The sequence below is a fragment of the Pseudolysinimonas kribbensis genome (genome assembly GCF_030161895.1).
Lineage (GTDB): Bacteria > Actinomycetota > Actinomycetes > Actinomycetales > Microbacteriaceae > Pseudolysinimonas > Pseudolysinimonas kribbensis.
In genome coordinates, this window is record NZ_BSVB01000001.1 from 2249231 (window position 1) to 2270332 (window position 21102).

The window sequence follows — 21102 nt, forward strand, 5'->3', positions numbered from 1 at the left end:
CGTGGCGTCATGAGCGCCGGCCCTCGTCCCTCGACCCCCGTTCTGGTGATCGGGCATCGGGGCGCGTGCGGCTACCGGCCGGAGCACACGCGCTCCGCATACGAGCTCGCGATCGCCCTCGGCGCCGACGCGATCGAGCCCGACATCGTCGCGACGAAGGACGGCGAGCTCGTGCTCCGGCACGAGAACGAGATCTCCGGCACGACCGACGTCGCGCGGCATCCGGAGTTCGCCGACCGCCGCACGACGAAGACGATCGACGGCGTACGGCTGACCGGCTGGTTCACCGAGGACTTCACCTGGGCCGAGCTCGCGACCCTGCGCGCGGTCGAGCGCCTGCCCGAGCTGCGGCAGCATTCGGCGACCTTCGACGGACTCGATCCGATCCTCCGGCTGCGCGACCTCCTCGAGATCCTCGACGCCGCAGGGCGGCCGATGACGCTCGTGGCGGAGGTGAAGCACCCCACCCATTTCGCGTCGATCGGCCTGCCGCTCGACGAGCTCGTCGCGGCCGAGCTGGGTCGCTGGCGGCATCCGGAGCGTCTCGTAGTCGAGTGCTTCGAGCGCGGCCTGCTGCACCGGATGCGGGATCGCGGCGTGGCCGCCCGCTACGTGTACCTGATCGAAGACGGCGGGCACGCCCCGACACCGCGGTCGCCTACGACGCGGAGGTCGCGGGAGAGCTGCGCGCCCTCGACGTCGACGGCATCAGCGTCGGCAAGCCGCGGCTGTTCCGCTCGCCGGAGCTCGTCGACCGCGCGCACGACGCCGGGATGCTCGCCTTCACCTGGACGCTGCGCCCCGAGAACCGCTTCCTCGCCCCCGCGCACCGCGGCTCGGGTTCGAAGGCCGACTGGGGCGACTGGATGGCGGAGTACCGCGCCGCGATCGCCACCGGTGTCGACGGGATCTTCGTCGATCATCCGGACCTCGGAGTCGCCGCGCGCGAGCGGGCCGAGTAGGCCTCGGGGAGCACGAGCCGGGGTCGGAGGCCGAACGTAGAATCGGGGATCATGACGTGGCTCCTCGATGACCTCGATGGAGACCAGGCCACCCCCGACGCGGTGACCGTCGACGAGGAGCTGCTCGCCGGGCTCAACCCGCAGCAGCGCGAGGCGGTGCTGTACCGCGGGCCCGCGCTGCTCATCGTGGCGGGCGCCGGCTCCGGCAAGACGAGCGTGCTCACCCGCCGCATCGCCGGACTCATCGCGAGCCGCGAGGCGTGGCCCAGCCAGATCCTCGCGATCACGTTCACCAACAAGGCGGCCGCCGAGATGCGCGGGCGCATCCGCGAGCTCGTCGGCAGCGACGCCGACGGCATGTGGATCTCGACCTTCCACTCGGCGTGCGTGCGCATCCTGCGCCGGCAGGCGGAGGTCATGGGCCTCAAGCAGGGGTTCACGATCTACGACACCGCCGACTCCCGCGCGCTGCTCAAGCGGATCCTGAAGGAGCTGGATGCCGACACCCTCGGCTTCAGCGTCGCGGGCGTCGCGAACCGCATCTCGAAGCTCAAGAACGAGCTCACCGACGTCGACCTGTTCGCCCGGCAGGTGAACATGGACGACCCGAAGGAGTCCGCGTTCCTCGAGCTGTTCCGCCGCTACACGCAGGGCCTGCGACGCGCGAACGCCCTCGACTTCGACGACCTCATCGCCGAGACGGTCTACCTGTTCCGCGCGTTCCCGGATGTCGCGGCCCTCTACCAGCGCCGGTTCCGGCACGTGCTCGTCGACGAGTACCAGGACACCAACGCCGCGCAGTACGCGCTCATCCGCGAACTGGTGCGCCCGGTCGCGCCCGAGCACGTGCCGCTCGACACCCGGATGCGCGTCGGTGCCGACGGCGGCATCCCCGCGGCCACGCTCACGGTCGTCGGCGACTCCGACCAGTCGATCTACGCCTTCCGGGGCGCCGACATGCGCAACATCGTCGAGTTCGAGCAGGACTTCCCGCAGGCGAAGGTCGTGCTGCTCGAGCAGAACTACCGCTCCACGCAGAACATCCTCGACGCGGCCAACGCCGTCATCGGCAACAACTTCGACCGGGTCGCCAAGAACCTCTTCACCACCGGCGGCGCGGGCGAGCGCATCGTCGGCTACACGGGCTACTCGGCGCACGACGAGGCACAGTTCGTCGCCGACGAGATCGAGGCGCTCAAGAAGGCGGGCGAGACCTACGACGACGTCGCGGTCTTCGTGCGCACCAACGCGCAGACCCGGCCGCTCGAGGAGATCTTCATCCGCTCCGCGATCCCGTACCGGATCCCGGGCGGCACCAAGTTCTACGAGCGTGCCGAGATCAAGGACGCCATGGCGTACCTCATCCAGATCGCGAACCCGGACGACGACCTCGCCCTGCGCCGGGTGATGAACGTACCCCGGCGCGGCATCGGCCCGGCGACCGAGGCGGCGCTGCAGGCGCACGCCGAGCGCACCGGGCAGACGCTGCGCGATGCGATGCGGGATGCCGCCTCCCTCGGCCTCGGGGCGAAAGTCACGGGGGCGATCCTCGATCTCGCGAAGCTGCTCGACGACGTCGCCGCCACGGCGGCCACGGCCGCGCCCGCCGACATCCTGAACACGCTGCTCCAGCAGACCGGGTACCTCGCCGGGCTGCGCGCGTCGGGCGACGCGCAGGACGAGGCCCGCGCCGAGAACCTCGAGGAGCTCGTGGCGCAGACCCGCGAGTTCCGGCGTCAGACCCCGGAGGGCAACCTCGTCGACTTCCTCACCGGCGTCGCGCTGTTCGCCGCGGCCGACGAGATCGACGACGAGGACGGCTCGGTGTCGATCATGACCCTGCACACGGCGAAGGGGCTCGAGTACGACGCGGTGTTCCTGACGGGTGTCGAGGAGGAGCTGCTGCCGCACCGCATCTCGTCGGGCGAACCCGGCGGCATCGCCGAGGAGCGGCGCCTGTTCTACGTCGGCATCACCCGAGCACGCAAGCGCCTGTACGTCTCGCTCTCGATGACCCGGTCGCTGTTCGGCGAGCCGAGCGTCGCGATGCCGTCACGGTTCCTGCAGGAGATCCCGGCATCCCTGATCGACTGGAAGCAGTCGCCGGGTGACGCGGCCGGCCGCAACGCCATGCGTCCGCGGGCCGTCACCTCGCGCGAGGGCGGACGCCCGAAGTTCTCGTACTCGACCTCGTTCCCCTCCGACCGGCCCAAGAAGGAATGGACCTCGGCCGTGACGGCGACGGTGCGCGACAACGGCGACCTGACGCTGGCGGTTGGCGACCGCATCCGGCACACCGACTTCGGCGAGGGTCGGGTGACCGACGTCACCGGCACCGGCTCGAAGTCGATCGCCGAGGTGCAGTTCGACACGGCGGGGCGCAAGCGGCTGCTCATCAAGATCGCGCCGATCGAGAAGCTGTAGGCGCTGCGAACACCGCGGATGTGGGCAAATCTCACAGACCCCACCTTCGAGATGCTTCGATGTCAGCGTGGTGCGTCCGTCGGATTGGTATCTGGTCGATCTGGAGGCGGATCCGACGCCGGGTGATTCGTTCGGGATCCGTCAGGTGGCGCAGAAGTACACGGACATCGCCTATGTGGCGGCGAATGCGGCGAGTGTGGTGCGGGCAATGCGTGCCTCGCAATCGGCGGAGGCGTGGGTTGGTGAGGCGGGGTCGGTGTTTCGGTCCGAGACGGATCGGATGCCGGAGGAGCTGTCGAAGGCCGATGATTCGTATTCGCTGGTGGCGAGTGCGTTGGGTGTGTGGGCGTCGGCGTTGGAGGATGCGCAGTCGCAGGCGGATCGAGGTTTGGCGCAGGCGCGGGAGGCGCACGCGGATCTGGCGAGTGCGCGGTCGGCGTATGACGAGGCGCAGCGGTCGTGGTCGACGGCGCATGCGCAGCAGCTGAGCCAGCAGAAGCTGCAGAAGCAGTATCAGGATGTGCCGCCGCCCTCAGGCGTGACGATGCCGACGGATGCACAGTTGCGGGCGACGGGCAGGAACGTGTCGCAGTTGCAGTCGTCGATGGATGCGGCGAGCGCGTCGATGGCGTCGGCGAATGCGCGGCTGGAGGCGGCGAAGCGTCTTGTCATGGAGGCGAAGGCCGCCCGTGATGGTGCCGAGAAGATCGCGGTGAAGGCGATCGGCGACGCCAGGGGCAAGGCGGTCAAGCCCTCATCGGTGTGGGAAGCGATCCAGGACAGCGCGGCGTGGCAGGCGATCGTGGTGATCGCGACCGTGGTGTTGACAATCGTGTCGATCGTCGCGATCTTCGTGGGAGGTCCGCTGGTGTGGGCCCTGATCATCGCGGCGACGGCCCTTCTCATGCTCAACGCATTGATGTCGATCGCTCAGGGCAAGAACGCCTGGGGCGAACTCGCCCTCCTCACCATCGGACTCATCCCCGGCGGTCGCCTGCTCGCCCTCGCAGGCACCGCCGGACACGCGGCCGTCGCGGCGATGGCCCTGACCAGAGTCGGGGAACGCGTCGTGCCGACGGTGGTGCGCGCGGGGAGGCCGTCCAGCGCGTCGCGAGCGACCTGCGGAATGGTGTCGCCTCGTCCGAGACAATCGTGCCGCTGGTGCGCAGGATCTCCGATCTCGCGACGGCGGTGCCCGGTGGCACGCTCAAGGCGATCCATGCCGAGTCGGGCCCGCCGGGCCTCATGACGTCGGTGTTCCAGCACGCGTATCCCAAGCTGAGCGACGTGAACCTCGGACGCGCCCTCAAGCAGCAGCCCGGATTCATGGACAACTGCACCAACTGCGTCGTCGCCACCGATCGCACGCTGTCCGCGGGGAGCGTCGAGGTGGCAGGTTCCGTCGGAGCCGGCGGTGCGCCTATTTCGAACGTCGCGGACGCGTTGGGTGGTCATTGGGGTCAGGTCGGAGGTTACGACGATGTCGTACGCTCGATGAGCGATGCCGGAGATGGGGCAACCTCGGTGGTGTTCGTGGACCGCGGGCCAGAGCTGGTTGGTCACGTTTTCAATGTGATTCATGATCAGAACGGCGTCGTCTTCGTGGACGGCCAGATCGGTCAGTTCGCTCGACTCGAACCGTTCGAACGTCTGTTTTTCCTTGCGGGAAGGTGGTTTCTGTGAACGATGCGACATTCCCCGAGGCGGAGCGCATGCTCAAGAAGCTCGAGGTCGAAATCGCCCGGCCTGCGGCGTTCTGGACCGGCGACGACGGACGGATCCGCGTGACGGACCTCGGCGACGTCGTGCTCTATGCCTGGAACAGCGTCGAATACCTGGAGACGAAGGATGTCTTCCTTCAGCAGCTCTATGGTCCGATCGCTGTGCCGCGCGACGGATCGGGCGCGTTCGTGCTCGGGACCGCGCTCAAGCCGGAGGAGTTCATCGCGGAATGGCGGAAGAGTCGCGGCGCGTGATCGCCGATCTGGCGACGAGGCCCGTGCGGCGTGAGACGGACTGACCCGTCGTCGAGGCACTACTCCACGACGGGGTTCGACGCCGTGTCGACGACCTGGATCGTCGCCGTGACCGGAGCCGGCATCCGGCGCCCGCGCGCCAGCACGACGACGAGCAGCGCGGCGGCGACGACGAGGATCCCGACCGCGCCGAACGCCACGGCGCCGCTCACGCCGAGCGCGCCCGCGAGCAGGCCCATCAGGATGCCGCTGCCGGCCTGGAAGCCGTTGGACGTCATCCCGGCGGCGCCCACGAACCGTCCGCGGCGCTCGGGCGGCGCGGTGAGCTGCACGATCGTGGTGGAGGTCGACGACGTGATCAGGCTGCCCGCGCCCGCGACGAAGAGGGCGACGATCGACAGCGCATAGCTGTGCGAGAACGCGAAGACGAGGATCGACAGGGCGTACGCGATGGCCGTCGTGATCACGACGCGGACGCTCGCCCGAATGCGCCCGATCGCCTCGAGTGTGATGCCCGAGACGAGCGCGCCGGCGGCCATCGAGGAGATGAGCACGGCATAGCCCGCCCCGTCCGGGACGCCGAGGGTGCCGCCGAACTCGGGCAGCAGGGGCATGAGCGCTGCGCCGATGAACAGGGCCACCGCCCCCTGCAGGATCATCACGATCAGGATCGCCGGATATTTCGGCACATCGCGCAGCACCGAGATGATGTCGCTCCAGTGCGCCGCCGCGCGACGTCCGGCATCCCGCACATGCCCGGTCATCGGCGTGATGAAGAGGTACGTGATGAACGGCAGGTACATGAGCACGTTGAGGAAGATCGCGACCGTCGGGCCGACCGTGGTCAGCAGCAGCGCGCCGATCGCGGGGCCGACGAGCTGGCCGAGGGTCAGGCCCGTCGCCATGAGGCGCACCGCGCTCGGCACGCCCTCCGGCCCGACCATGTCGTAGAGCATCAACTGGTCGGGCGCCTTCCAGATGGCGCTCGCGAAGCCGTGCACGAGCAAGAGGGCGACGCACTCCCAGGGCTGGAGCGAGTTCGTGGCGAACAGCACGCCCCATCCGACGGACGCCGTGATGAACAGCAGCCCCGAGACCTGCACGAGCCGGCGGCAGTCGAACCGGTCGGCGAGACCGCCGAGCGGGATCGAGAAGAAGAGGTGGGGCAACCAGTGGGTCAGCACGGCGAGCCCCGCCAGGATCGGCGAGTGGAACGTCTGCCACATCACCCAGTAGGTGATGGCGTGCTCCATGTTGTCGCCGCCCATCATGAGCGACCCCCGGCCCAGTAGCCCTTGTACCAGGGGGCGCGGAGGGCGACGAATCTCACCGGGTAAGCCTAGGGGCTGAGCGCTTGACAGGTCAGCGATATATCGCTTACTATCGCTACAGGTTTTCACGACGAAGGAGAAACACCATGAAGAACCGACACTTCCCTCCCGGATTCGACGGCCGCGCACACCGCGGCGGTCACGGCCCGTTCGGCGGCGAGGGCTTCGACCCCGGCTTCGACCCCCGCGGCATGGGCTACATGCGTAACGAGTTCGCCCGGGCGTGGGGCGGTCCGCGCGCCCGCCGGGGCGACGTCCGGATGGCGATCATCGCCCTCCTGAACGAGGCGCCTGCCAGCGGCTACGGCCTCATCAAGGCGATCGCGGAGCGCACCGAGCACGCCTGGCGTCCCAGCCCGGGCTCCGTCTACCCGACCCTGCAGCAGCTGGTCGACGAAGGTCTGGCGGTTCAGCCGTCCGGCCCCGGCAAGGGCGACTACGAGCTCACGGACGACGGCCGCGCCTACGCGGCGGAGCACGAGGAGGCGATTGCGAACGTCTTCGCGCAGCCCACCGGGTTCCCGGGCCCCGACCGCGAGTTCCTGCAGAGCATCGGCCGCCTCTTCGACGCGGTGAAGCAGTTCCCCCGCACGGCGACGCCCGAGCAGCGGAAGGCCGCCACCGAGAAGATGGACGAGCTGCGGCGCGAGCTGTACCGCATCCTGGCCGACTGACCTGGACGCATCGAGAGGGCGGGGGCAGCTGATGCTCTCCGCCCTCTCCGTGTTCGTCCTGCGGGTCAGGCGCGACGTCGGCCGAACAGACCGCGGCGGCGGCCCTCCTCGGCCGCGGGCGCCCCAGACGTCGGAGGCTCGGGTGTCGGGGCCCCGGCCCCGGGATCCGGCGGCATCGGCCGCTCGGCCATCGTGGCCATCAGCCGCAGGCCCTCGGCGCTGAGCGCCAGCTGGTCGGGACGCTGCGGATTGATGATGAGGCTCGCGCCGTCGGGGAGCCGATGCACGAGTTCGCCCCCGGTGGTCTCCAGCACGTGGGCGGCGGTGAACTCGCCCAACTGGTCGCGATCGGTGAACACGGCGAGGAGCCGTCCGTCGTCCGGGCCGAAGGTGTAGCAGGCGTCGAGGTCGATCGGGCCCTCGAGCGGTCGGGAGCTGGGCACGACGACGGCAGCCGGCCAGAGTGTCGCCGCGAAGCGCAGGATCTCCACACCGGTGATGCCGTCGACGCCGGTCGCGGCGATCGCGCTCTCGAGCTCGTGCGGTGCGCGGGCCGCTCGTGCGTCGGCCGTGGCATGCCGCGCTCGGGCCAGCGCCCGCATGTCCTCGACGCCGGCGCTCTTCACGGCGACGGCCAGCGTCGGATCGCTCCCGGGGTTGACGGTGATCCCCTGCGTCGTGAGACCGAGTGCCGACTCGCCCGAGGTCACCAGCATCCACGGGTGCGCCCTGCCGACGTCCTCCGGGACGCGATCCTCGTCGGTGAAGACGACGAGGTAGCCCTCGCCCTCCGCGCCGCCGAGGCCGAACAGGCGCGCGCCGTCGAGAGTCCCGTCCGTGGGGATCTCGGACGCGGACAGCACCCGCACGCGACCTGCGAGGAACGCCCGCTGCAGCACTCCCGCGCTCGGATCCTCGCCGGCGTTGAAGCTCCGGATCGCGGCTTCCAGAGGCGTGAGGTCGCGGGCGGGGACGGGGTCCATGCTGCCGACCGTACTCGACCGTGTCGAATGCGCAGGTCCGGGGAATTCGGAGTCGCCTACTGCGGCAGCTGCAGCAGCGTCAGCTCGCCGTCGCCGAGGTTCGCGAGTCCGCGACCCGGCTGCACGCCGCTGCCGATGCTCGAGCGCGCGAGGCGCGCCCCGACGAGGTCGCCGTCCGTGATGTTCTGCGGGCTGAGCAGGATCCCGCGGCGCCCCTTGCGCACCTCGACCTGCCAGCCGCTGAACCCGGCCGCGACCTCGGCGATGTCGCCGCCGAGCACGATGCCCACGCCGCGCTCGCGGGCCTCGCGCACGAGGTCGCGCAGCCAGGGCTTGGCCGTGGCGTCGCGCAGCAACTCGCCGTCGTCCACGACGAGCACGCGGTCGCGCACCCCGTCGAAGAGCGGTGCGAGCTCCTCCTCGGTGAGGTCGGACCCGGTCAGCACCGCGACCGCCCCCGGGAGGTCGCGCAGCGGTGACGGCTTCGGCGCCGCCACGACGACCGAGGCGCCGCCCGCGATGAGGGTGGATGCCATGGTCGTCAGCACGGTGGAGCGCCCCGACTTCGGCGGCCCCGCCACGATGAACGTCGACCCCTCGCCGAGGAGGTCCACCCCGCGCCCGCGGAGTTCGTCGCCGCCGACGCCGACCAGCGCCCAGCCGCGCCGGTTGCGCTCGGGACCGGTGCGCTCGAGCGCGTCGGCGATCGTGAGCGTCGTGGGCAGCACATCGATGCGGAACGGGCGGCGGTCCTCGGGCATGCCGGCATCCCGCCGGGTCGCCTGGGCCGCGATCGCCCGGAGAGCCATCGCCTGCGAGGCGCCGGTGGTGTCGGCGTTGAGCACCGCGAGCTGCACCTCGATGCCGCTCCCGGCGCGGAACGCGCGCCCCGCCGCGAGCTCGTCCGGCATCGACCGGGGTTCAGCCCCGCGAGCGAGTAGTCGGTGCGATCGGTGAGGCGCAGCACGAGCTTCTCGTCGACGAACGTCGAGATGCGCCCCGAGAGCAGCTGCCGGTCGCCGCTCATGACCACGTGGATGCCGGCGCTCGCCCCCTCGCGCAGGAGCAGCTGCACCTGATCGACGAGCGCGCCTGCATCGACGTTGCCGAGACTCGCGATGAAGCCCTCCCAGAGGTCGACGAGCAGAACGATGTGCGGCATCCGCTCGGCCGACGGCACGGTGCGGCGCTGCTCGGGCAGCGTCGCGTACCCGCTCGCGGCGAGCACGGCCTGGCGCCGGGACAGCTCCGCAAGCAGCCGCGCGAGCAGGCGCTGCACCCGCTCGGTCTGGTGCCGCTGCGCGATCGCGCCGGCGTGCGGGAAGTCGGCGAGCGGCAGCAGCGCGCCGTTGCCGCAGTCGATGCCGTAGAGGTGCAGGTCGCTCGCGCGCAGCTTCGCGGCGAGCACCGCGCCGATGGTGCGCAGGGCCTGGCTGCGCCCGGACCGCGCGGCGCCGACGACGAAGAGGTGGCCGAACGCGTCGAGGTCGATCGCGGCCGCCTGCTGCAGCTGCTCGTCGGGCAGGTCCTCGAGGCCGTAGGCGATGAGCGGCTTCGGCGCCGGATGCCCGGCCCACAGCTGCTCGACCGTGAGCAGCTCCGGCAGCGGCGGCAGCCACGGGCGGCGCGGCGCCGGGATGCCGGCGGCGCCCGCGGCGGCCCGGATCGCGCCGACCAGCGCGCGCAGATCGGTGTCGTCGGCATCCCCGGGCCCGCGATCCTCCGACGGCGGCTGCGGCTCGGGATCGGCGAGCTCGGCGAACGAGACGGCGCGCACGAACGGCGCGGCCGGGCCCGACGAGACGCTCCCCGGCCGACGACCGCCGACGCGCGCGGTCTGGAAGGGCACGAGCGACGCCGCCCCGAGCCGCACGTAGGCGCGGCCGGGGTGCCCTGCCCGATGCGGGCGGCATCCGGCGCGTCGATCACGTCCGAGCTCTCGGCCGTGTCGGTGACGCGCAGCGCGATCCGCAGGTTGGTGTTCGCGCGGATCTCGGGCGAGACCACGCCGCTCGGCCGCTGCGTCGCGAGCACGAGGTGGATGCCGAGCGACCGGCCGCGCTGCGCGATGTTGACGAGGCCGCGCACGAAGTCCGGCAGCTCGCGCGCCAGCGAGGCGAACTCGTCGATCACGATCACGAGCCGCGCGATCGGGGTGAGGGTGGGGGTGCGGCCGCGCAGGTCGAGGTAGTCCTCGAGATCCTTGGCACCCGCGACGGCGAGCAGCTGCTCGCGGGTGCGCAGCTCCGCGCCGAGCGACTCGAGCGCGCGTTCGACCAGGTGCGCGTCGAGGTCGGTCACCATGCCGACGGTGTGCGGCAGGTCGACGCAGTCCTTGAAGGCGGCGCCGCCCTTGTAGTCCACGAGCACGAAGTTCATCTCGTCGGGCCGGTTGGCGACGGCGAGCGTCGCGACGAGGGTCTGCAGCAGCTCGCTCTTGCCGGATCCGGTGGTGCCGGCGATGAGAGCGTGCGGTCCGTCGGCGCGCAGGTCGATCGAGAAGGGACCGTCGATCGACTCGCCGATGACCGCCGTCGTCGAGCGCGGCGAGAGCAGCCAGCCCGCCTCGATGTCGTCGGCGGTCGGCGGCTCGAGACGCAGCACGTCGAGCAGGCGGCTCGAAGCGGGAATCGTGCCGTCGTCGCCCTGCGGGCTCGCGTCGCGGATCGGAGCGACCGCGCGCGCGACGCGATCGAACCAGCCGTCGTCGACGAGGTCCGGCCGGATGCCGGAGAGCACGTCGACCCGCTGCTGCCGGATCACGACGCCCTCGGGCTCCACGATCGCGACGGCGGTGCACTCCTCCGGCAAGAGCCGCTCCTCGGAGTCGACGCAGATGCTGTAGATGCCGACCGCGGGACCCTCCTTGAGGATCTGCACGAAGCCGGGCATGCTGCGCAGCCGTCGCGCACCGTCGATCACCACGACGACCTCGTCGCCGGTCCAGCGGTCGCCGCGGCCGAGCGCCGCGCGGCGGGCGGCGATGAGCGCGCCGAGCTCGGCGATCCGCCGGGCGGTGCTCGCCGCGGTCACGCCGATCGTGGCCATGGTGTCCTGTCCGAACCCGGGCCGGGTGTGCGGCAGCCAGCCGATCCAGCCCCAGGCGTCGCGCCCCGCCGAGTCCGTGAGCAGGTAGACGCGCACGTCGCGCGGGCTCTGCAGCACGCCGATCTGCGCGACCGCCCACTGCGCGAGCCGGCGCGGCCGGTCGCCCCATCCGGCGATCCCGATGACGCCGCGCTCCGCGAGCTGCACGACGGCCGGCGCGTCGCGCGCGTCCCAGGTCACCCGGCGGCGGTGCTCGAGCTGCTCCGGGTCGTCGAGCGTGACCCGCGAGGGCTGCGTGGCCGTGCCGAGGCGCAGCCGCAGGTGGTCCGGATCGGCGCCGCGCCGCTCCCAGAGCCGCGGCAGCGGGCGCGTGGCGATCTCCGCGAGGGCGGCGGCATCCGGTGACGAGCGCAGCAGCTCGGTGCGCTCCTGCACGAGCGCCTCCTGCGCCTCCGCCTCGATCGTCTCCTTGTGCTCGCGGTAGGCGGCCAGCTGGGCGCGCTTCGAGGTGCGCCCGCGACGCTTGCTGGTCACGTGGTTGACGACCATGATCAGCGGCGACAGGCCGGCGATCAGCAGGAAGAAGTAGCTGTGGAAGACGATCGCCGAGCCGGCGGCCATCGCGAGCGGCGTGAGCGCAGCCAGGATCGGCAACGGCCGGGCCGGCATCTCGGGCGGCGGCGCGGGCAGCCGCAGCGCGGTGGCGGACTCGGGCGGCAGGATGCGCGGGGGTCGGTTGTAGTCGAGGCCGGCGCCGTCGGCCGAGGGCTGCAGCGCCGCGTCGCCGAGGTCCGGTGCGGCGAGCTCGATGAGACGGCCGGCCAGCTCGATCTGACCGCCGAGCGGCCACGGCACGGCCTCGGGGTTGATCGGCGCTCCGTCGAGGAGCGCGGTCGTGGTCTCGGCGGCCGCGCGGACCGTGACCGCGTCGGCGGTCTCGATGTCGACCACCAGCTCGATGGGCCGGACCCGGATGCCGTCGTCGATCCGCAGGCCGGCATCGGGAGCCGACCCGATCGTGATCGACCCGCGCCACGCAGGCGCCACGGCCCCGGCATCGGGGCCCGACACGATCCGCAGCTCGACGAGCGAGTCCGTCGACCCGTCGTCGGCTGTCGTGAGCTCTCCGCGCGGACCGATCACGACGACGCTGCCATCGCGCAGTCCGGCCGCATCGAGCTCGTCGGTGACGGGCACGAACCGGCCGTCGACGACGGCCGCGAGCGGACCTCGCTGCAGGTCGGCGGCGGCGACGCCGGCCAGCTCCGGCAGCACCTCGTCGAGGCGCACGGAGCCGTCGGCCTCGACGAGCACGCGCTCCCTCGAGCCCCCTCGCGCGCCGGACACCGTCACGAGCGCACGCATGCCGCGAGTCTAGGGCGGCGGGCGGAGTGATCCTCGGGGCCTGGGGAGAGCCGTTCCGAGCGATGCTCGGCACGAGTAGCCTGACGGCATGCCTCTCGACATCGACTACGGCAAGATGCACGACCTCGCCGCTGCGATGAAGACCGCGCAGACCGACATCGAGTCGCAGGTGGCCGGCCTGCAGCGTCAGGTCGACGACCTCGTCGCCGAGGGCTTCATCACCGACACGTCGTCACCCGAGTTCGCCTCGGTCTACAAGGAGCTGAACGACGGCATCACCAAGACGGTCGGCGGCATGCACGGGCTCGCGACCTTCTTGACCAAGGCGGCGGACAACTTCCAGGAGACCGACCACAAGCTCGGCAAGAGCCTGAAGGACAACGGCTGACCCTGGGGATATCCGGGTTGCGGTCGCGCCGCCACCGGCTAGCCTGGGGAAGGGGTTGATTCCTCGACTTCTGCTCACTCGTCGTTCCAGCGCAAGGAGATCACCACCATGGCCCTCGACGTCAACGTCAGCTACGACCACCTCGAGACCGTCGCCAAGAGCCTGACCTCGGGCCAGGGCGAGATCGAGTCGCAGCTCATGAACCTCAAGAAGCAGGTCGACGAGCTCGTCAACTCCGGCTTCGTGACCGACGCGTCGTCGAAGGCGTTCGAGGCCTCCTACGCGGAGTTCAACGACGGCATCTCGAAGACCGTCAACGGGCTCGAGGGCCTCTCCGGCTTCCTCACCAAGGCGGCCAGCACCTTCCGCGACTCCGACCAGGGTCTCGCGCAGGGCCTCAAGGGCTGACGCCCTGATCGATGGCCGACCACCTCAAGGTCGATAGCGGCGCGCTGCGGGAGCTCTCCGGTCAGCTCTCGAAGATCGCGACCGACATCGACGGCACCCAGGACGCGTTCTACGGCGCGTATCTCGACATCGGATCCGACCCGGTCGTCGACGCCCTCGAGGACTTCGAGCGCACCTGGGACGTCGGCCGCAAGCGCATCCACGACGACATCGACGCCCTGGGCTCGATGCTCTCCGACTCGGCCGACACCTACGACTCGACCGATCAGCAGATCGCGAAGGCGCTGACCAGCCACGACGACGCGGGCACCGGGTCCGGCGCCGGGAAGCACGCCGAGTGATGGTGCGGCCGAGCGATTGGTATCTCGTCGATCTCGACGTGGATCCGACTCCGGGGATGCGTTCGGCATCCGGCAGGTGGCGCAGAAGTACACGGACATCGCCTACGTCGCGGCGAATGCGGCGAGTGTGGTGCGGGGGATGCGCGCCTCGCACTCGGCGGAGGCGTGGGTCGGCGACGCGGGCTCGGTGTTCCGCTCCGAGACGGATCGGATGCCGGGCGAGCTGTCGAAGGCGGACGACTCGTACTCGCTCGTCGCGGCCGCGTTGGGCGTGTGGGCGTCAGCGTTGGAGGATGCGCAGTCGCAGGCGGATCGCGGGCTGGCGCAGGCGCGCGATGCGCACGCGGATCTGCAGTCGGCGCAGTCGGCGTATGACGACGCGCGCGGCAGCTGGTCGACGGCGCACGCGCAGCAGTTGTCGCAGCAGAAGCTGCAGAAGAAGTATCAGGACGTGCCGCCGCCGGACGGGGTGAGCATGCCGACCGATGCGCAGCTGCGGGCGACGAGCCGGAACATGTCGCAGTCGCAGTCGTCGATGGACGCGGCGAGCGCGCAGGTCGCGTCGGCCAATGCCCGTTTGGAGGCCGCGAAGCGTCTGGTGATGGAGGCGAAGGCGGCCCGCGATGACGCGGAGAAGGCCGCGGTGACCTCGATCACGGACGCGAAGGGCGCGGCGGTCAAGCCCTCGAGCGTGTGGGAGGCGATCCAGGACTCGGCGGCGTGGCAGGCGGTCGTGGAGATCGCGACGGTGGTGCTGACGATCGTGTCGATCGTGGCGATCTTCGTCGGCGGTCCGCTCGTGTGGGCGCTGGTGCTGGCCGCGACGGCCTTGCTGGTGATCAACGCGCTGCTGACCATCGCTCAGGGCGGCAACGCCTGGGGTGACCTGCTCATGCTCGCCATCGGCCTCATCCCCGGCGGCAAGGTCATCGCCCTGCTCGGCACGGCGGCGCACGTCGCGGGCGCCCTGACCGCCGTCGCAGCCGTGGCCCGCGTGGGCGAGCGGCTCCTGCCCGCGGTGACGCGTGCGGGCGCGGCGATCTCGCGGGTCGCCGACGGCGTCCGTTCGGCGACCGGTGCCCTCCAGGCGGTCGTGCGGCCGATCACCCAGGCCGGCCTGGGGTCCGGACGCGGCGCCATGGCCGTCCGCGTGGCGATGCATGCCGTGTCCGGGGGCAAGTTCACCGACGAGGGCAACATCATCGTCAAGCACTGGAGCGCGATCGAGCACGGACCGCTGAGCGGCGGCTCGGACGCGGTCGCCGACACCTTCCGGTCCTCGACCTACAACCAGGTGGTCGTCACCCACGACACGATGCTCAACCGCACGGTCACCGACACGCTCAACGCGAACGGCGACTACGTCCAGCAGGCGGGCGGCGGGTTCTGGAGCCACCACGAGTCGGGCGGCACGCTGTCGTCGCAGCTCGGGTTCGCGCTCAAGCCCGAATGGAACATGACCAATCCCGGCGACCTGCACGCGCTGCACAAGGCCCTGCCGCAGGCGACGCACAACGTGCAGGTCACGATCCCGCACGGGTCGACCATCTTCGAGGGACCGGCGGGGGAGCAGATCAGCACGGGCCTCGGCCGGATCGACGGCGGCAGGGTCTCCAACATCTTCCCCGGGCGCCTCCCGGGCGGCGAGCAGCAGGTGTACCTGACCGGGGCGCTGCGCAGCACGCTCAAGGATCAGCTCGACAACGCGGTCCGGACCCCGATCCTCCCGTGACCTCCGAGCTCGTGGCGACGGACCTGCGCTGGGAGCAGGAGCTCGTGGTGCTGCGGGGCCCGGAGGGCGGCACCGAGCTGTACGCGCAGGCCGAGCGCGGGCTCGGCGTCATCGCGGCGTACACGCACGGGGCTCCGGACCGTCCCGCCGACCGCCGAACGCTGCGGGCGATTGTGGATGCCGTGCCGGACCGCTGGTTCCTGGCGGTCGATCCCGACCCGGCATTCGAGGGCGGCGGAGCGGTGGAGATCGCACCGGGCGACCCGGATCCGCTCGGGATGGCGCCCTCGGCGCCCGATCCGCGCGTGCTCCGCACGGCGTCGATCCGGCTCGTGCCGCCCGGTGCCGGCCGCGTGCGCGACACGACGCTGCTGCACCGCGGGGTCGGCGCCGATGGCCGCGTGTACATCGCGACGTCGGGCGATCGCGCGTGGTGGATCGTCGTCCCGGGGCGCTCGGCGCCGCGGCGCTCGCGGCGCGGATCCGCGCGACGTTCGGCCCCGTGCCGCATCCCGGGATACTGGTCATCGACGAGGCCGATCTGCCGGCCTCCGTGCGACGGAGGATCGCGGCCCTATGACGTTCCCCTCGAACGACCTCGAGATCGTGCTGCAGGCCGCGTCGCGCGGCGAGACGGGCGTGGAGTCGTTCGTCGACGCGCTCTTCGTCTCGAGCGGGTACTTCCCGGTCGCCGTCGCTCCCGACGGCGGCGCCAGCCTCACGGTGATGACCGTGGGGGATCTGCCGTACGTGTCGATGTTCACGTCGGCGGAGCAGGCGACCGCCGCGGGGGTCACGTCGTCCGTCGCCGAGGCGCCGGTGCGGGAGTTCATGGCGGGCGTGCCGGCGCATCTGGGCATCGCGGTCAACCCGGGTGGCGAGCTCGGCCTTCCGGTCGCGGCCGCGACGGTGCAGCTTCGGCTGGGTCGCGGCTCGATGGTGCCCGCCGGCACGACGATCCGGATCGGCGAGCCCGCCGAGGAGCCGGTCGAGCTGCTCCAGCGGGTGGACGAGGCCTTCCGTGCGCTGCCGGCCGTCCGCAACGCTCGCCGATGCTGGGCGCAGGTCGGGGCCGAGGCCCCCGGACTCGTGCTCGGCGTCGACATCGACCCCGACAATCCCGATGTGCGAGGCTCGGTCATCCGGGCCGTCGGAGCCGCGAACAGCCAACCGGGCATCGCGGTGAACGTGGTGTTCACCAACGACGGCGGCGAGTTCGTCTCATGGATGCGCGAGAACGCCGAGCCGTTCTACACCGAGCCCTGATGGCGACGGTCGCCCCGCCGGATCTGTTCGCGCTCACCGTGCCCGACAGCTGGTTCGAGCTGCCGGTGCGTCCGGGCTCGCGCGACGCCCTCATCCGGATGCTCGTCGAGGAGCGCGTGCGCGCCGTGCCCGAGCTGCGGGAGCATCGCACCGAGCTCGCGAGGATCCTCCGGGGCCAGGCGCGCGACGCGTGGGAGTCCGGCGCCGTGTACTGCGCGTGCTTCGTGACGACGGCCGACGAGCAGCTCATCCCCGGCGCCCTGAGCGTGTCGGTGATCCCGCCGCCCCCGGGCGGCGCAGCCCTCGACACCCTCGTCGACGCGCTGTCCGTGCGCGAGCAGGCGGATGACGGCGAGCCCTTCATGATGCGCGGCGTCGTCGAGATCGAGGGCATCGGCCGCGTCGCACGCGCGCACGGGATCGTCGACGTCGAGGTGCCGGGCGGCCGCGAGCGCGTGCGCACCCTGGTCATGCGCACGTTCGTGCCCGTCGACGGCGAGCGGCTGCTGCTCGTGCAGGGCGCGTCGCCGGCGCTCGACCTCGCCGACGCCCTGTTCGACCTCTTCGACGCGGTCACCTCCACGCTGCGCCTGCTGCCGCGGACGGCCTGATCGTCGACGTGGCGAGCGGTCATGACGCCCCGCCGCACTATCCGGGGAGCCGGTCCGGGGCGCCGACGACGGTCGGTACAGTGAGAAGGTTCCCTCACCTCCGACCCTTTGAGGAGATTCCCCCGTGGCTTCAATGATCGAGTTCGCACTCACCGGTGACCAGGAGGCCGCCAAGAAGGTGGTGCTCGACGCGACCGCGCAGCAGGGCTTCGCCGTGACCGCGCGCGACGCGTGGAACTTCGACCTCGAGCGGGGCAGCAACGGCCTGAGCATCGCGTTCGGAGCACTCGCCGGCAAGAAGTTCTACATGAAGTTCCAGCTGGGGTTCTCGGTCGACGGTGAGGGCAAGCTCGTCGCGCGCCTCTCGCGCGACACCGCGGGCAGCGCGCTGCGCGGTGGGGCGATCGGCGCGAGCCGTGCTGCCAACACCTTCCAGGAGGTCGCCGACGCGATCGGCGCGGCGACGACCCAGGCCGGCATCTTCGGCGGCAACCACACCGTCGGCTGACGGGCCCCGCTCAGAGCGACGCGAGCAGGCGGCGCGCCGGCAGGCTCCGCAGTCGGTACGGCGTGAGGCGCACGAGCATCCGGAGCACGCCCCAGGCGATCCGCGCACGCCCGGGCGCGAACCCGTAGGCCGCCGTGATGGATGCCGGCAGCAGCGTCGGCGTGATCGCCCGCACGAGCGGCATCGCGGCCCGCGCCCACCACGCCATGTGGCGCGGGTGGAGGAGATCGCGGGCGATCGAGCGCGCGTCGTCGCCGACCTCGAGAGCGGCCGCGGCATCCCGCCAATAGGCGTCGAACGCCGTGCGGTCGGCGGGCCAGCGATCGGCCGGCACCTGCAGCACGGTCGCGAGGTCGGCGCTCGCCGCGAGCCCCTCGGCGTCGAGGTCGGCGGGCAGCGGTCCGCGCAGCCGCTCCTGCACCGAGCGGCCGACCTCGTACAGCGTCGCCGCGACCCACAACTGCCGATCGACGTCGCGCGCTCCCGGCACGCCCTCGTGCGCGCGATCGGTGACGGCGGCGACTCGCGCCCGCTGCCGCTCGTCGCCGGCGAGCACGCCGTAGACGAAGGTCAACGTGTGCCGCAGACGGCGCACCGGGTCGTCGCGGAACGCGCTGTGCTCGGCGACGCCGCGCGCCACGACGGGATCGGCGACCTGCAGCAGGATCGCCGCCGCGCCGCCGACGACGATCGCGGCATCCCGCGCGTAGCGATCCATCGCGGGGCTGTGCACCGCTCCAGCGTGACACCGGCGCGAAGATCCCGGGAAGTTTCCTGACCGGCACCCGGCCTCGCGCAGAGACCGCCGGGGTGGCGGGGGTAGAGTCTTCTGCGGCCCAGATGTCTCGATATCGAACTATCTCGGCGTCGAGAGACCATCGGGCGGAACGTTCCCCTCACCCCAATTCAGGGAAGACATACGTGGATCTCTTCGAGTACCAGGCCCGTGATCTGTTCGAGAAGTACGGGGTCCCCGTGCTCGCCGGCATCACCGCCGACACCCCGGCCGAGGCGCGCGCCGCGGCCGAGAAGCTGGGCGGCGTGACGGTCGTCAAGGCGCAGGTCAAGGTCGGCGGTCGCGGCAAGGCCGGCGGCGTCAAGGTCGCCAAGACCCCGGATGACGCCGAGGCGGCCGCGCAGGCGATCCTCGGCATGGACATCAAGGGGCACACGGTGCACCGGGTGATGGTCGCCGCCGGGGCGGACATCACGGAGGAGTTCTACTTCTCGGTGCTGCTCGACCGGGCCAACCGCTCCTACCTCTCGCTGAGCAGCTACGAGGGCGGCATGGAGATCGAGCAGCTCGCCGAGGAGCGCCCCGACGCGCTCGCCCGCGTCGAGGTCGACCCCGAGCAGGGTCTCGACCTCGCGAAGGCCACGGAGATCGCGGTCGCCGCGAAGTTCCCGGCCGAGCTCGTCGACAAGGTCGCCCCGGTCTTCGTGAAGCTGTACGAGGTCTACACGGGCGAGGACGCGACGCTCGTCGAGGTCAACCCGCTCGTGCTGACCGGCGACGGCTCGATCGTCGCCCTCGACGGCAAGGTCTCGCTCGACGACAACGCCGAGTTCCGCCACCCCGAGCACGAGCAGCTCGTCGACACCAGCGCCGCCGACCCGCTCGAGGCCAAGGCCAAGGGGCTCGGCCTGAACTACGTCAAGCTCGACGGCGGGATCGGCATCATCGGCAACGGCGCGGGGCTCGTCATGAGCACCCTGGATGTCGTGGCCTACGCCGGCGAGAAGCACGGCGGCGTGAAGCCGGCCAACTTCCTCGACATCGGCGGCGGGGCATCCGCGACCGTCATGGCGAACGGCCTCGACGTGATCCTCGGCGACGAGCAGGTCAAGAGCGTGTTCGTCAACGTCTTCGGCGGCATCACGTCCTGCGTCGCCGTGGCGGAGGGCATCGTCAAGGCGCTCGAGATCCTCGGCGACACCGCGACCAAGCCGCTCGTCGTGCGGCTCGACGGCAACCAGGTCGAGGAGGGGCGCGCGATCCTCGCGGCCGCCAACAACCCGCTCGTCACCCTGGCCACCACGATGGACGACGGCGCCGACAAGGCCGCCGAGCTGGCCGCGAAGTAAGGACGCGAAGAAGATGTCGATCTACCTGACCAAGAACTCACGCGTCATCGTCCAGGGCATCACCGGCGGCGAGGGCACCAAGCACACGGCGCTCATGCTCAAGGCCGGGACGCAGGTCGTCGGCGGCGTCAACGCCCGCAAGGCCGGCACGACCGTCGAGCACACCGACAAGGACGGCAACCCCGTCAGCCTCCCGGTCTTCGCGACCGTGCAGGAGGCCATGGAGTCCACCGGCGCCGATGTGTCGATCAGCTTCGTGCCGCCCGCCTTCGCGGGCGAGGCGATGATCGAGGCGATCGACGCGGAGATCCCGCTGCTCGTGGTCATCACCGAGGGCATGCCCGTGCAGGACACCGCGCGGGCCTGGGCGCACGCGAAGGCGAAGCGCGGCGTCACCCGGATCATCGGCCCCAACTGCCCCGGCATCATCACGCCCGGCGAGGCGCTGGTCGGGATCACGCCGGCGAACATCACCGGCGCCGGGCCGATCGGCCTCGTGTCCAAGTCCGGCACCCTGACGTACCAGATGATGTACGAGCTCCGGGACCTCGGGTTCTCGACCGCCATCGGCATCGGCGGCGATCCCGTCATCGGCACCACGCACATCGACGCGCTGCGGGCGTTCCAGGACGACCCGGAGACCAAGGCGATCGTGATGATCGGCGAGATCGGCGGCGACGCCGAGGAGCGCGCGGCGGCATTCATCCAGGAGTACGTGACGAAGCCGGTCGTCGGCTACGTCGCCGGCTTCACCGCGCCCGAGGGCAAGACGATGGGCCACGCCGGCGCGATCGTCTCGTCGGGCGCGGGCACCGCGCAGGGCAAGAAGGAGGCCCTCGAGGCCGCCGGGGTCAAGGTCGGCAAGACGCCGAGCGAGACCGCCCAGCTCATGCGCGAGATCATCGCCGGGCTCTAGATGTACCGGGCCATGACTTTGGTGCCGTTGCGGGTCTTGTGAAACGGGAGGACCTCCGGGCTTAGTGGAGATGTCTGACGTCTC

At 71.2% G+C, this 21102-nt stretch carries 20 protein-coding genes and 3 pseudogenes; 17 read left to right on the forward strand and 6 right to left on the reverse strand.

Annotation, left to right across the window (positions count from 1 at the left end; all coding sequences use genetic code 11):
• Nucleotides 1-9 precede the first annotated feature (9 nt).
• From QQK35_RS19820 to QQK35_RS12490, 6 genes and pseudogenes are all read left to right on the forward strand, one after another.
• Nucleotides 10-591, forward strand: a pseudogene (locus QQK35_RS19820) (glycerophosphodiester phosphodiesterase family protein); the annotation flags it as partial.
• Between the two features lie 182 nt (nucleotides 592-773).
• Nucleotides 774-962: a hypothetical protein gene (locus tag QQK35_RS19825; RefSeq protein ID WP_348535009.1), complete on the forward strand. Its 189-nt coding sequence runs from the start codon at nucleotides 774-776 to the stop codon at nucleotides 960-962.
• A gap of 51 nt (nucleotides 963-1013) precedes the next feature.
• A complete protein-coding gene (locus QQK35_RS12475) occupies nucleotides 1014-3386 on the forward strand; it encodes an ATP-dependent helicase (protein WP_284254449.1) in 2373 nt (790 codons plus the stop codon).
• 67 nt (nucleotides 3387-3453) lie between these two features.
• On the forward strand, nucleotides 3454-4635 hold the full coding sequence (locus tag QQK35_RS12480) for a putative T7SS-secreted protein (RefSeq protein ID WP_284254450.1): 1182 nt from the start codon (nucleotides 3454-3456) through the stop codon (nucleotides 4633-4635).
• A complete protein-coding gene (locus tag QQK35_RS12485; RefSeq protein ID WP_284254451.1) occupies nucleotides 4632-5069 on the forward strand; it encodes a toxin glutamine deamidase domain-containing protein in 438 nt (145 codons plus the stop codon). Before QQK35_RS12480 ends, QQK35_RS12485 begins: the two co-directional genes overlap by 4 nt.
• A 29-nt stretch (nucleotides 5070-5098) precedes the next feature.
• Complete coding sequence (locus QQK35_RS12490; RefSeq protein WP_284254452.1) at nucleotides 5099-5362, forward strand: hypothetical protein; 264 nt, start codon at nucleotides 5099-5101, stop codon at nucleotides 5360-5362.
• A 59-nt stretch (nucleotides 5363-5421) separates the two neighbouring features.
• On the opposite strand, the gene QQK35_RS12495 is transcribed toward QQK35_RS12490, so the two are convergent.
• Entirely contained in the window at nucleotides 5422-6633 is a 1212-nt protein-coding gene (locus tag QQK35_RS12495) for an MFS transporter (protein ID WP_284254453.1), read from the reverse strand.
• Between the two features lie 146 nt (nucleotides 6634-6779).
• On the opposite strand from QQK35_RS12495, the gene QQK35_RS12500 reads away from it, so the two are divergent.
• Nucleotides 6780-7367, forward strand: a complete 588-nt coding sequence (locus tag QQK35_RS12500) for a PadR family transcriptional regulator (RefSeq protein WP_284254454.1) — start codon at nucleotides 6780-6782, stop codon at nucleotides 7365-7367.
• Nucleotides 7368-7432: 65 nt separating this feature from the next.
• On the opposite strand, the gene QQK35_RS12505 is transcribed toward QQK35_RS12500, so the two are convergent.
• The 4 genes and pseudogenes from QQK35_RS12505 to QQK35_RS12515 all read right to left on the reverse strand — a co-directional run.
• Complete coding sequence (locus QQK35_RS12505) at nucleotides 7433-8350, reverse strand: SseB family protein (RefSeq protein ID WP_284254455.1); 918 nt, start codon at nucleotides 8348-8350, stop codon at nucleotides 7433-7435.
• 56 nt (nucleotides 8351-8406) lie between these two features.
• Nucleotides 8407-9261 (reverse strand): ATP-binding protein, encoded by an 855-nt coding sequence (locus QQK35_RS12510; RefSeq protein ID WP_284254456.1) that lies wholly within the window; start codon nucleotides 9259-9261, stop codon nucleotides 8407-8409.
• A gap of 86 nt (nucleotides 9262-9347) precedes the next feature.
• A pseudogene (locus QQK35_RS20510) lies at nucleotides 9348-10223 on the reverse strand (FtsK/SpoIIIE domain-containing protein); the annotation flags it as partial.
• Nucleotides 10224-10372: 149 nt separating this feature from the next.
• Nucleotides 10373-12763: pseudogene (locus QQK35_RS12515) on the reverse strand (FtsK/SpoIIIE domain-containing protein); the annotation flags it as partial.
• An 88-nt stretch (nucleotides 12764-12851) separates the two neighbouring features.
• Here QQK35_RS12515 and QQK35_RS12520 point away from each other — a divergent pair.
• The 8 genes from QQK35_RS12520 (at nucleotide 12852) to QQK35_RS12555 (ending at nucleotide 18017) form a co-directional block, all read left to right on the forward strand.
• Nucleotides 12852-13151 carry a WXG100 family type VII secretion target gene (locus tag QQK35_RS12520; protein ID WP_284254458.1) on the forward strand — a complete coding sequence of 100 codons (300 nt, stop codon included), beginning with the start codon at nucleotides 12852-12854 and terminating at the stop codon, nucleotides 13149-13151.
• A gap of 108 nt (nucleotides 13152-13259) precedes the next feature.
• On the forward strand, nucleotides 13260-13559 hold the full coding sequence (locus tag QQK35_RS12525; RefSeq protein WP_284254459.1) for a WXG100 family type VII secretion target: 300 nt from the start codon (nucleotides 13260-13262) through the stop codon (nucleotides 13557-13559).
• A gap of 11 nt (nucleotides 13560-13570) precedes the next feature.
• Nucleotides 13571-13900 (forward strand): WXG100 family type VII secretion target, encoded by a 330-nt coding sequence (locus QQK35_RS12530; protein WP_284254460.1) that lies wholly within the window; start codon nucleotides 13571-13573, stop codon nucleotides 13898-13900.
• 16 nt (nucleotides 13901-13916) lie between these two features.
• A complete protein-coding gene (locus QQK35_RS12535; RefSeq protein WP_348534939.1) occupies nucleotides 13917-15632 on the forward strand; it encodes a putative T7SS-secreted protein in 1716 nt (571 codons plus the stop codon).
• Nucleotides 15633-16062: 430 nt separating this feature from the next.
• Nucleotides 16063-16212, forward strand: a complete 150-nt coding sequence (locus QQK35_RS12540; RefSeq protein ID WP_284254462.1) for a hypothetical protein — start codon at nucleotides 16063-16065, stop codon at nucleotides 16210-16212.
• Nucleotides 16209-16898, forward strand: coding sequence for an enhanced serine sensitivity protein SseB C-terminal domain-containing protein (locus tag QQK35_RS12545; RefSeq protein ID WP_284254463.1), 690 nt, complete (start codon nucleotides 16209-16211; stop codon nucleotides 16896-16898). Before QQK35_RS12540 ends, QQK35_RS12545 begins: the two co-directional genes overlap by 4 nt.
• Nucleotides 16898-17509 carry a hypothetical protein gene (locus tag QQK35_RS12550; RefSeq protein WP_284254464.1) on the forward strand — a complete coding sequence of 204 codons (612 nt, stop codon included), beginning with the start codon at nucleotides 16898-16900 and terminating at the stop codon, nucleotides 17507-17509. The genes QQK35_RS12545 and QQK35_RS12550 overlap by 1 nt, the downstream gene beginning before the upstream one ends.
• Before the next feature lie 124 nt (nucleotides 17510-17633).
• A complete protein-coding gene (locus QQK35_RS12555) occupies nucleotides 17634-18017 on the forward strand; it encodes a hypothetical protein (protein WP_284254466.1) in 384 nt (127 codons plus the stop codon).
• A gap of 10 nt (nucleotides 18018-18027) precedes the next feature.
• Here QQK35_RS12555 and QQK35_RS12560 read toward each other — a convergent pair whose 3' ends face one another.
• Nucleotides 18028-18750 (reverse strand): oxygenase MpaB family protein, encoded by a 723-nt coding sequence (locus QQK35_RS12560; protein WP_284254467.1) that lies wholly within the window; start codon nucleotides 18748-18750, stop codon nucleotides 18028-18030.
• Nucleotides 18751-18938: 188 nt separating this feature from the next.
• On the opposite strand from QQK35_RS12560, the gene sucC reads away from it, so the two are divergent.
• Both sucC and sucD read left to right on the forward strand, forming a co-directional pair.
• Complete coding sequence (sucC, locus tag QQK35_RS12565) at nucleotides 18939-20102, forward strand: ADP-forming succinate--CoA ligase subunit beta (RefSeq protein ID WP_284254468.1); 1164 nt, start codon at nucleotides 18939-18941, stop codon at nucleotides 20100-20102.
• 13 nt (nucleotides 20103-20115) lie between these two features.
• Complete coding sequence (gene sucD, locus QQK35_RS12570) at nucleotides 20116-21018, forward strand: succinate--CoA ligase subunit alpha (protein WP_284254470.1); 903 nt, start codon at nucleotides 20116-20118, stop codon at nucleotides 21016-21018.
• Nucleotides 21019-21102: the final 84 nt, after the last annotated feature.

Bases quoted from the DNA above. Each gene is read 5' to 3' on its own strand.
- QQK35_RS19825 (WP_348535009.1), top strand. From the start codon at position 774: ATGCTCGCCTTCACCTGGACGCTGCGCCCCGAGAACCGCTTCCTCGCC.
- QQK35_RS12475 (WP_284254449.1), top strand. From the start codon at position 1,014: ATGACGTGGCTCCTCGATGACCTCGATGGAGACCAGGCCACCCCCGAC.
- QQK35_RS12485 (WP_284254451.1), top strand. From the start codon at position 4,632: ATGACGTCGGTGTTCCAGCACGCGTATCCCAAGCTGAGCGACGTGAAC.
- QQK35_RS12490 (WP_284254452.1), top strand. From the start codon at position 5,099: ATGCTCAAGAAGCTCGAGGTCGAAATCGCCCGGCCTGCGGCGTTCTGG.
- QQK35_RS12495 (WP_284254453.1), bottom strand. From the start codon at position 6,633: ATGATGGGCGGCGACAACATGGAGCACGCCATCACCTACTGGGTGATG.
- QQK35_RS12500 (WP_284254454.1), top strand. From the start codon at position 6,780: ATGAAGAACCGACACTTCCCTCCCGGATTCGACGGCCGCGCACACCGC.
- QQK35_RS12505 (WP_284254455.1), bottom strand. From the start codon at position 8,350: ATGGACCCCGTCCCCGCCCGCGACCTCACGCCTCTGGAAGCCGCGATC.
- QQK35_RS12510 (WP_284254456.1), bottom strand. From the start codon at position 9,261: ATGCCGGACGAGCTCGCGGCGGGGCGCGCGTTCCGCGCCGGGAGCGGC.
- QQK35_RS12520 (WP_284254458.1), top strand. From the start codon at position 12,852: ATGCCTCTCGACATCGACTACGGCAAGATGCACGACCTCGCCGCTGCG.
- QQK35_RS12525 (WP_284254459.1), top strand. From the start codon at position 13,260: ATGGCCCTCGACGTCAACGTCAGCTACGACCACCTCGAGACCGTCGCC.
- QQK35_RS12530 (WP_284254460.1), top strand. From the start codon at position 13,571: ATGGCCGACCACCTCAAGGTCGATAGCGGCGCGCTGCGGGAGCTCTCC.
- QQK35_RS12545 (WP_284254463.1), top strand. From the start codon at position 16,209: ATGACGTTCCCCTCGAACGACCTCGAGATCGTGCTGCAGGCCGCGTCG.
- QQK35_RS12550 (WP_284254464.1), top strand. From the start codon at position 16,898: ATGGCGACGGTCGCCCCGCCGGATCTGTTCGCGCTCACCGTGCCCGAC.
- sucD (WP_284254470.1), top strand. From the start codon at position 20,116: ATGTCGATCTACCTGACCAAGAACTCACGCGTCATCGTCCAGGGCATC.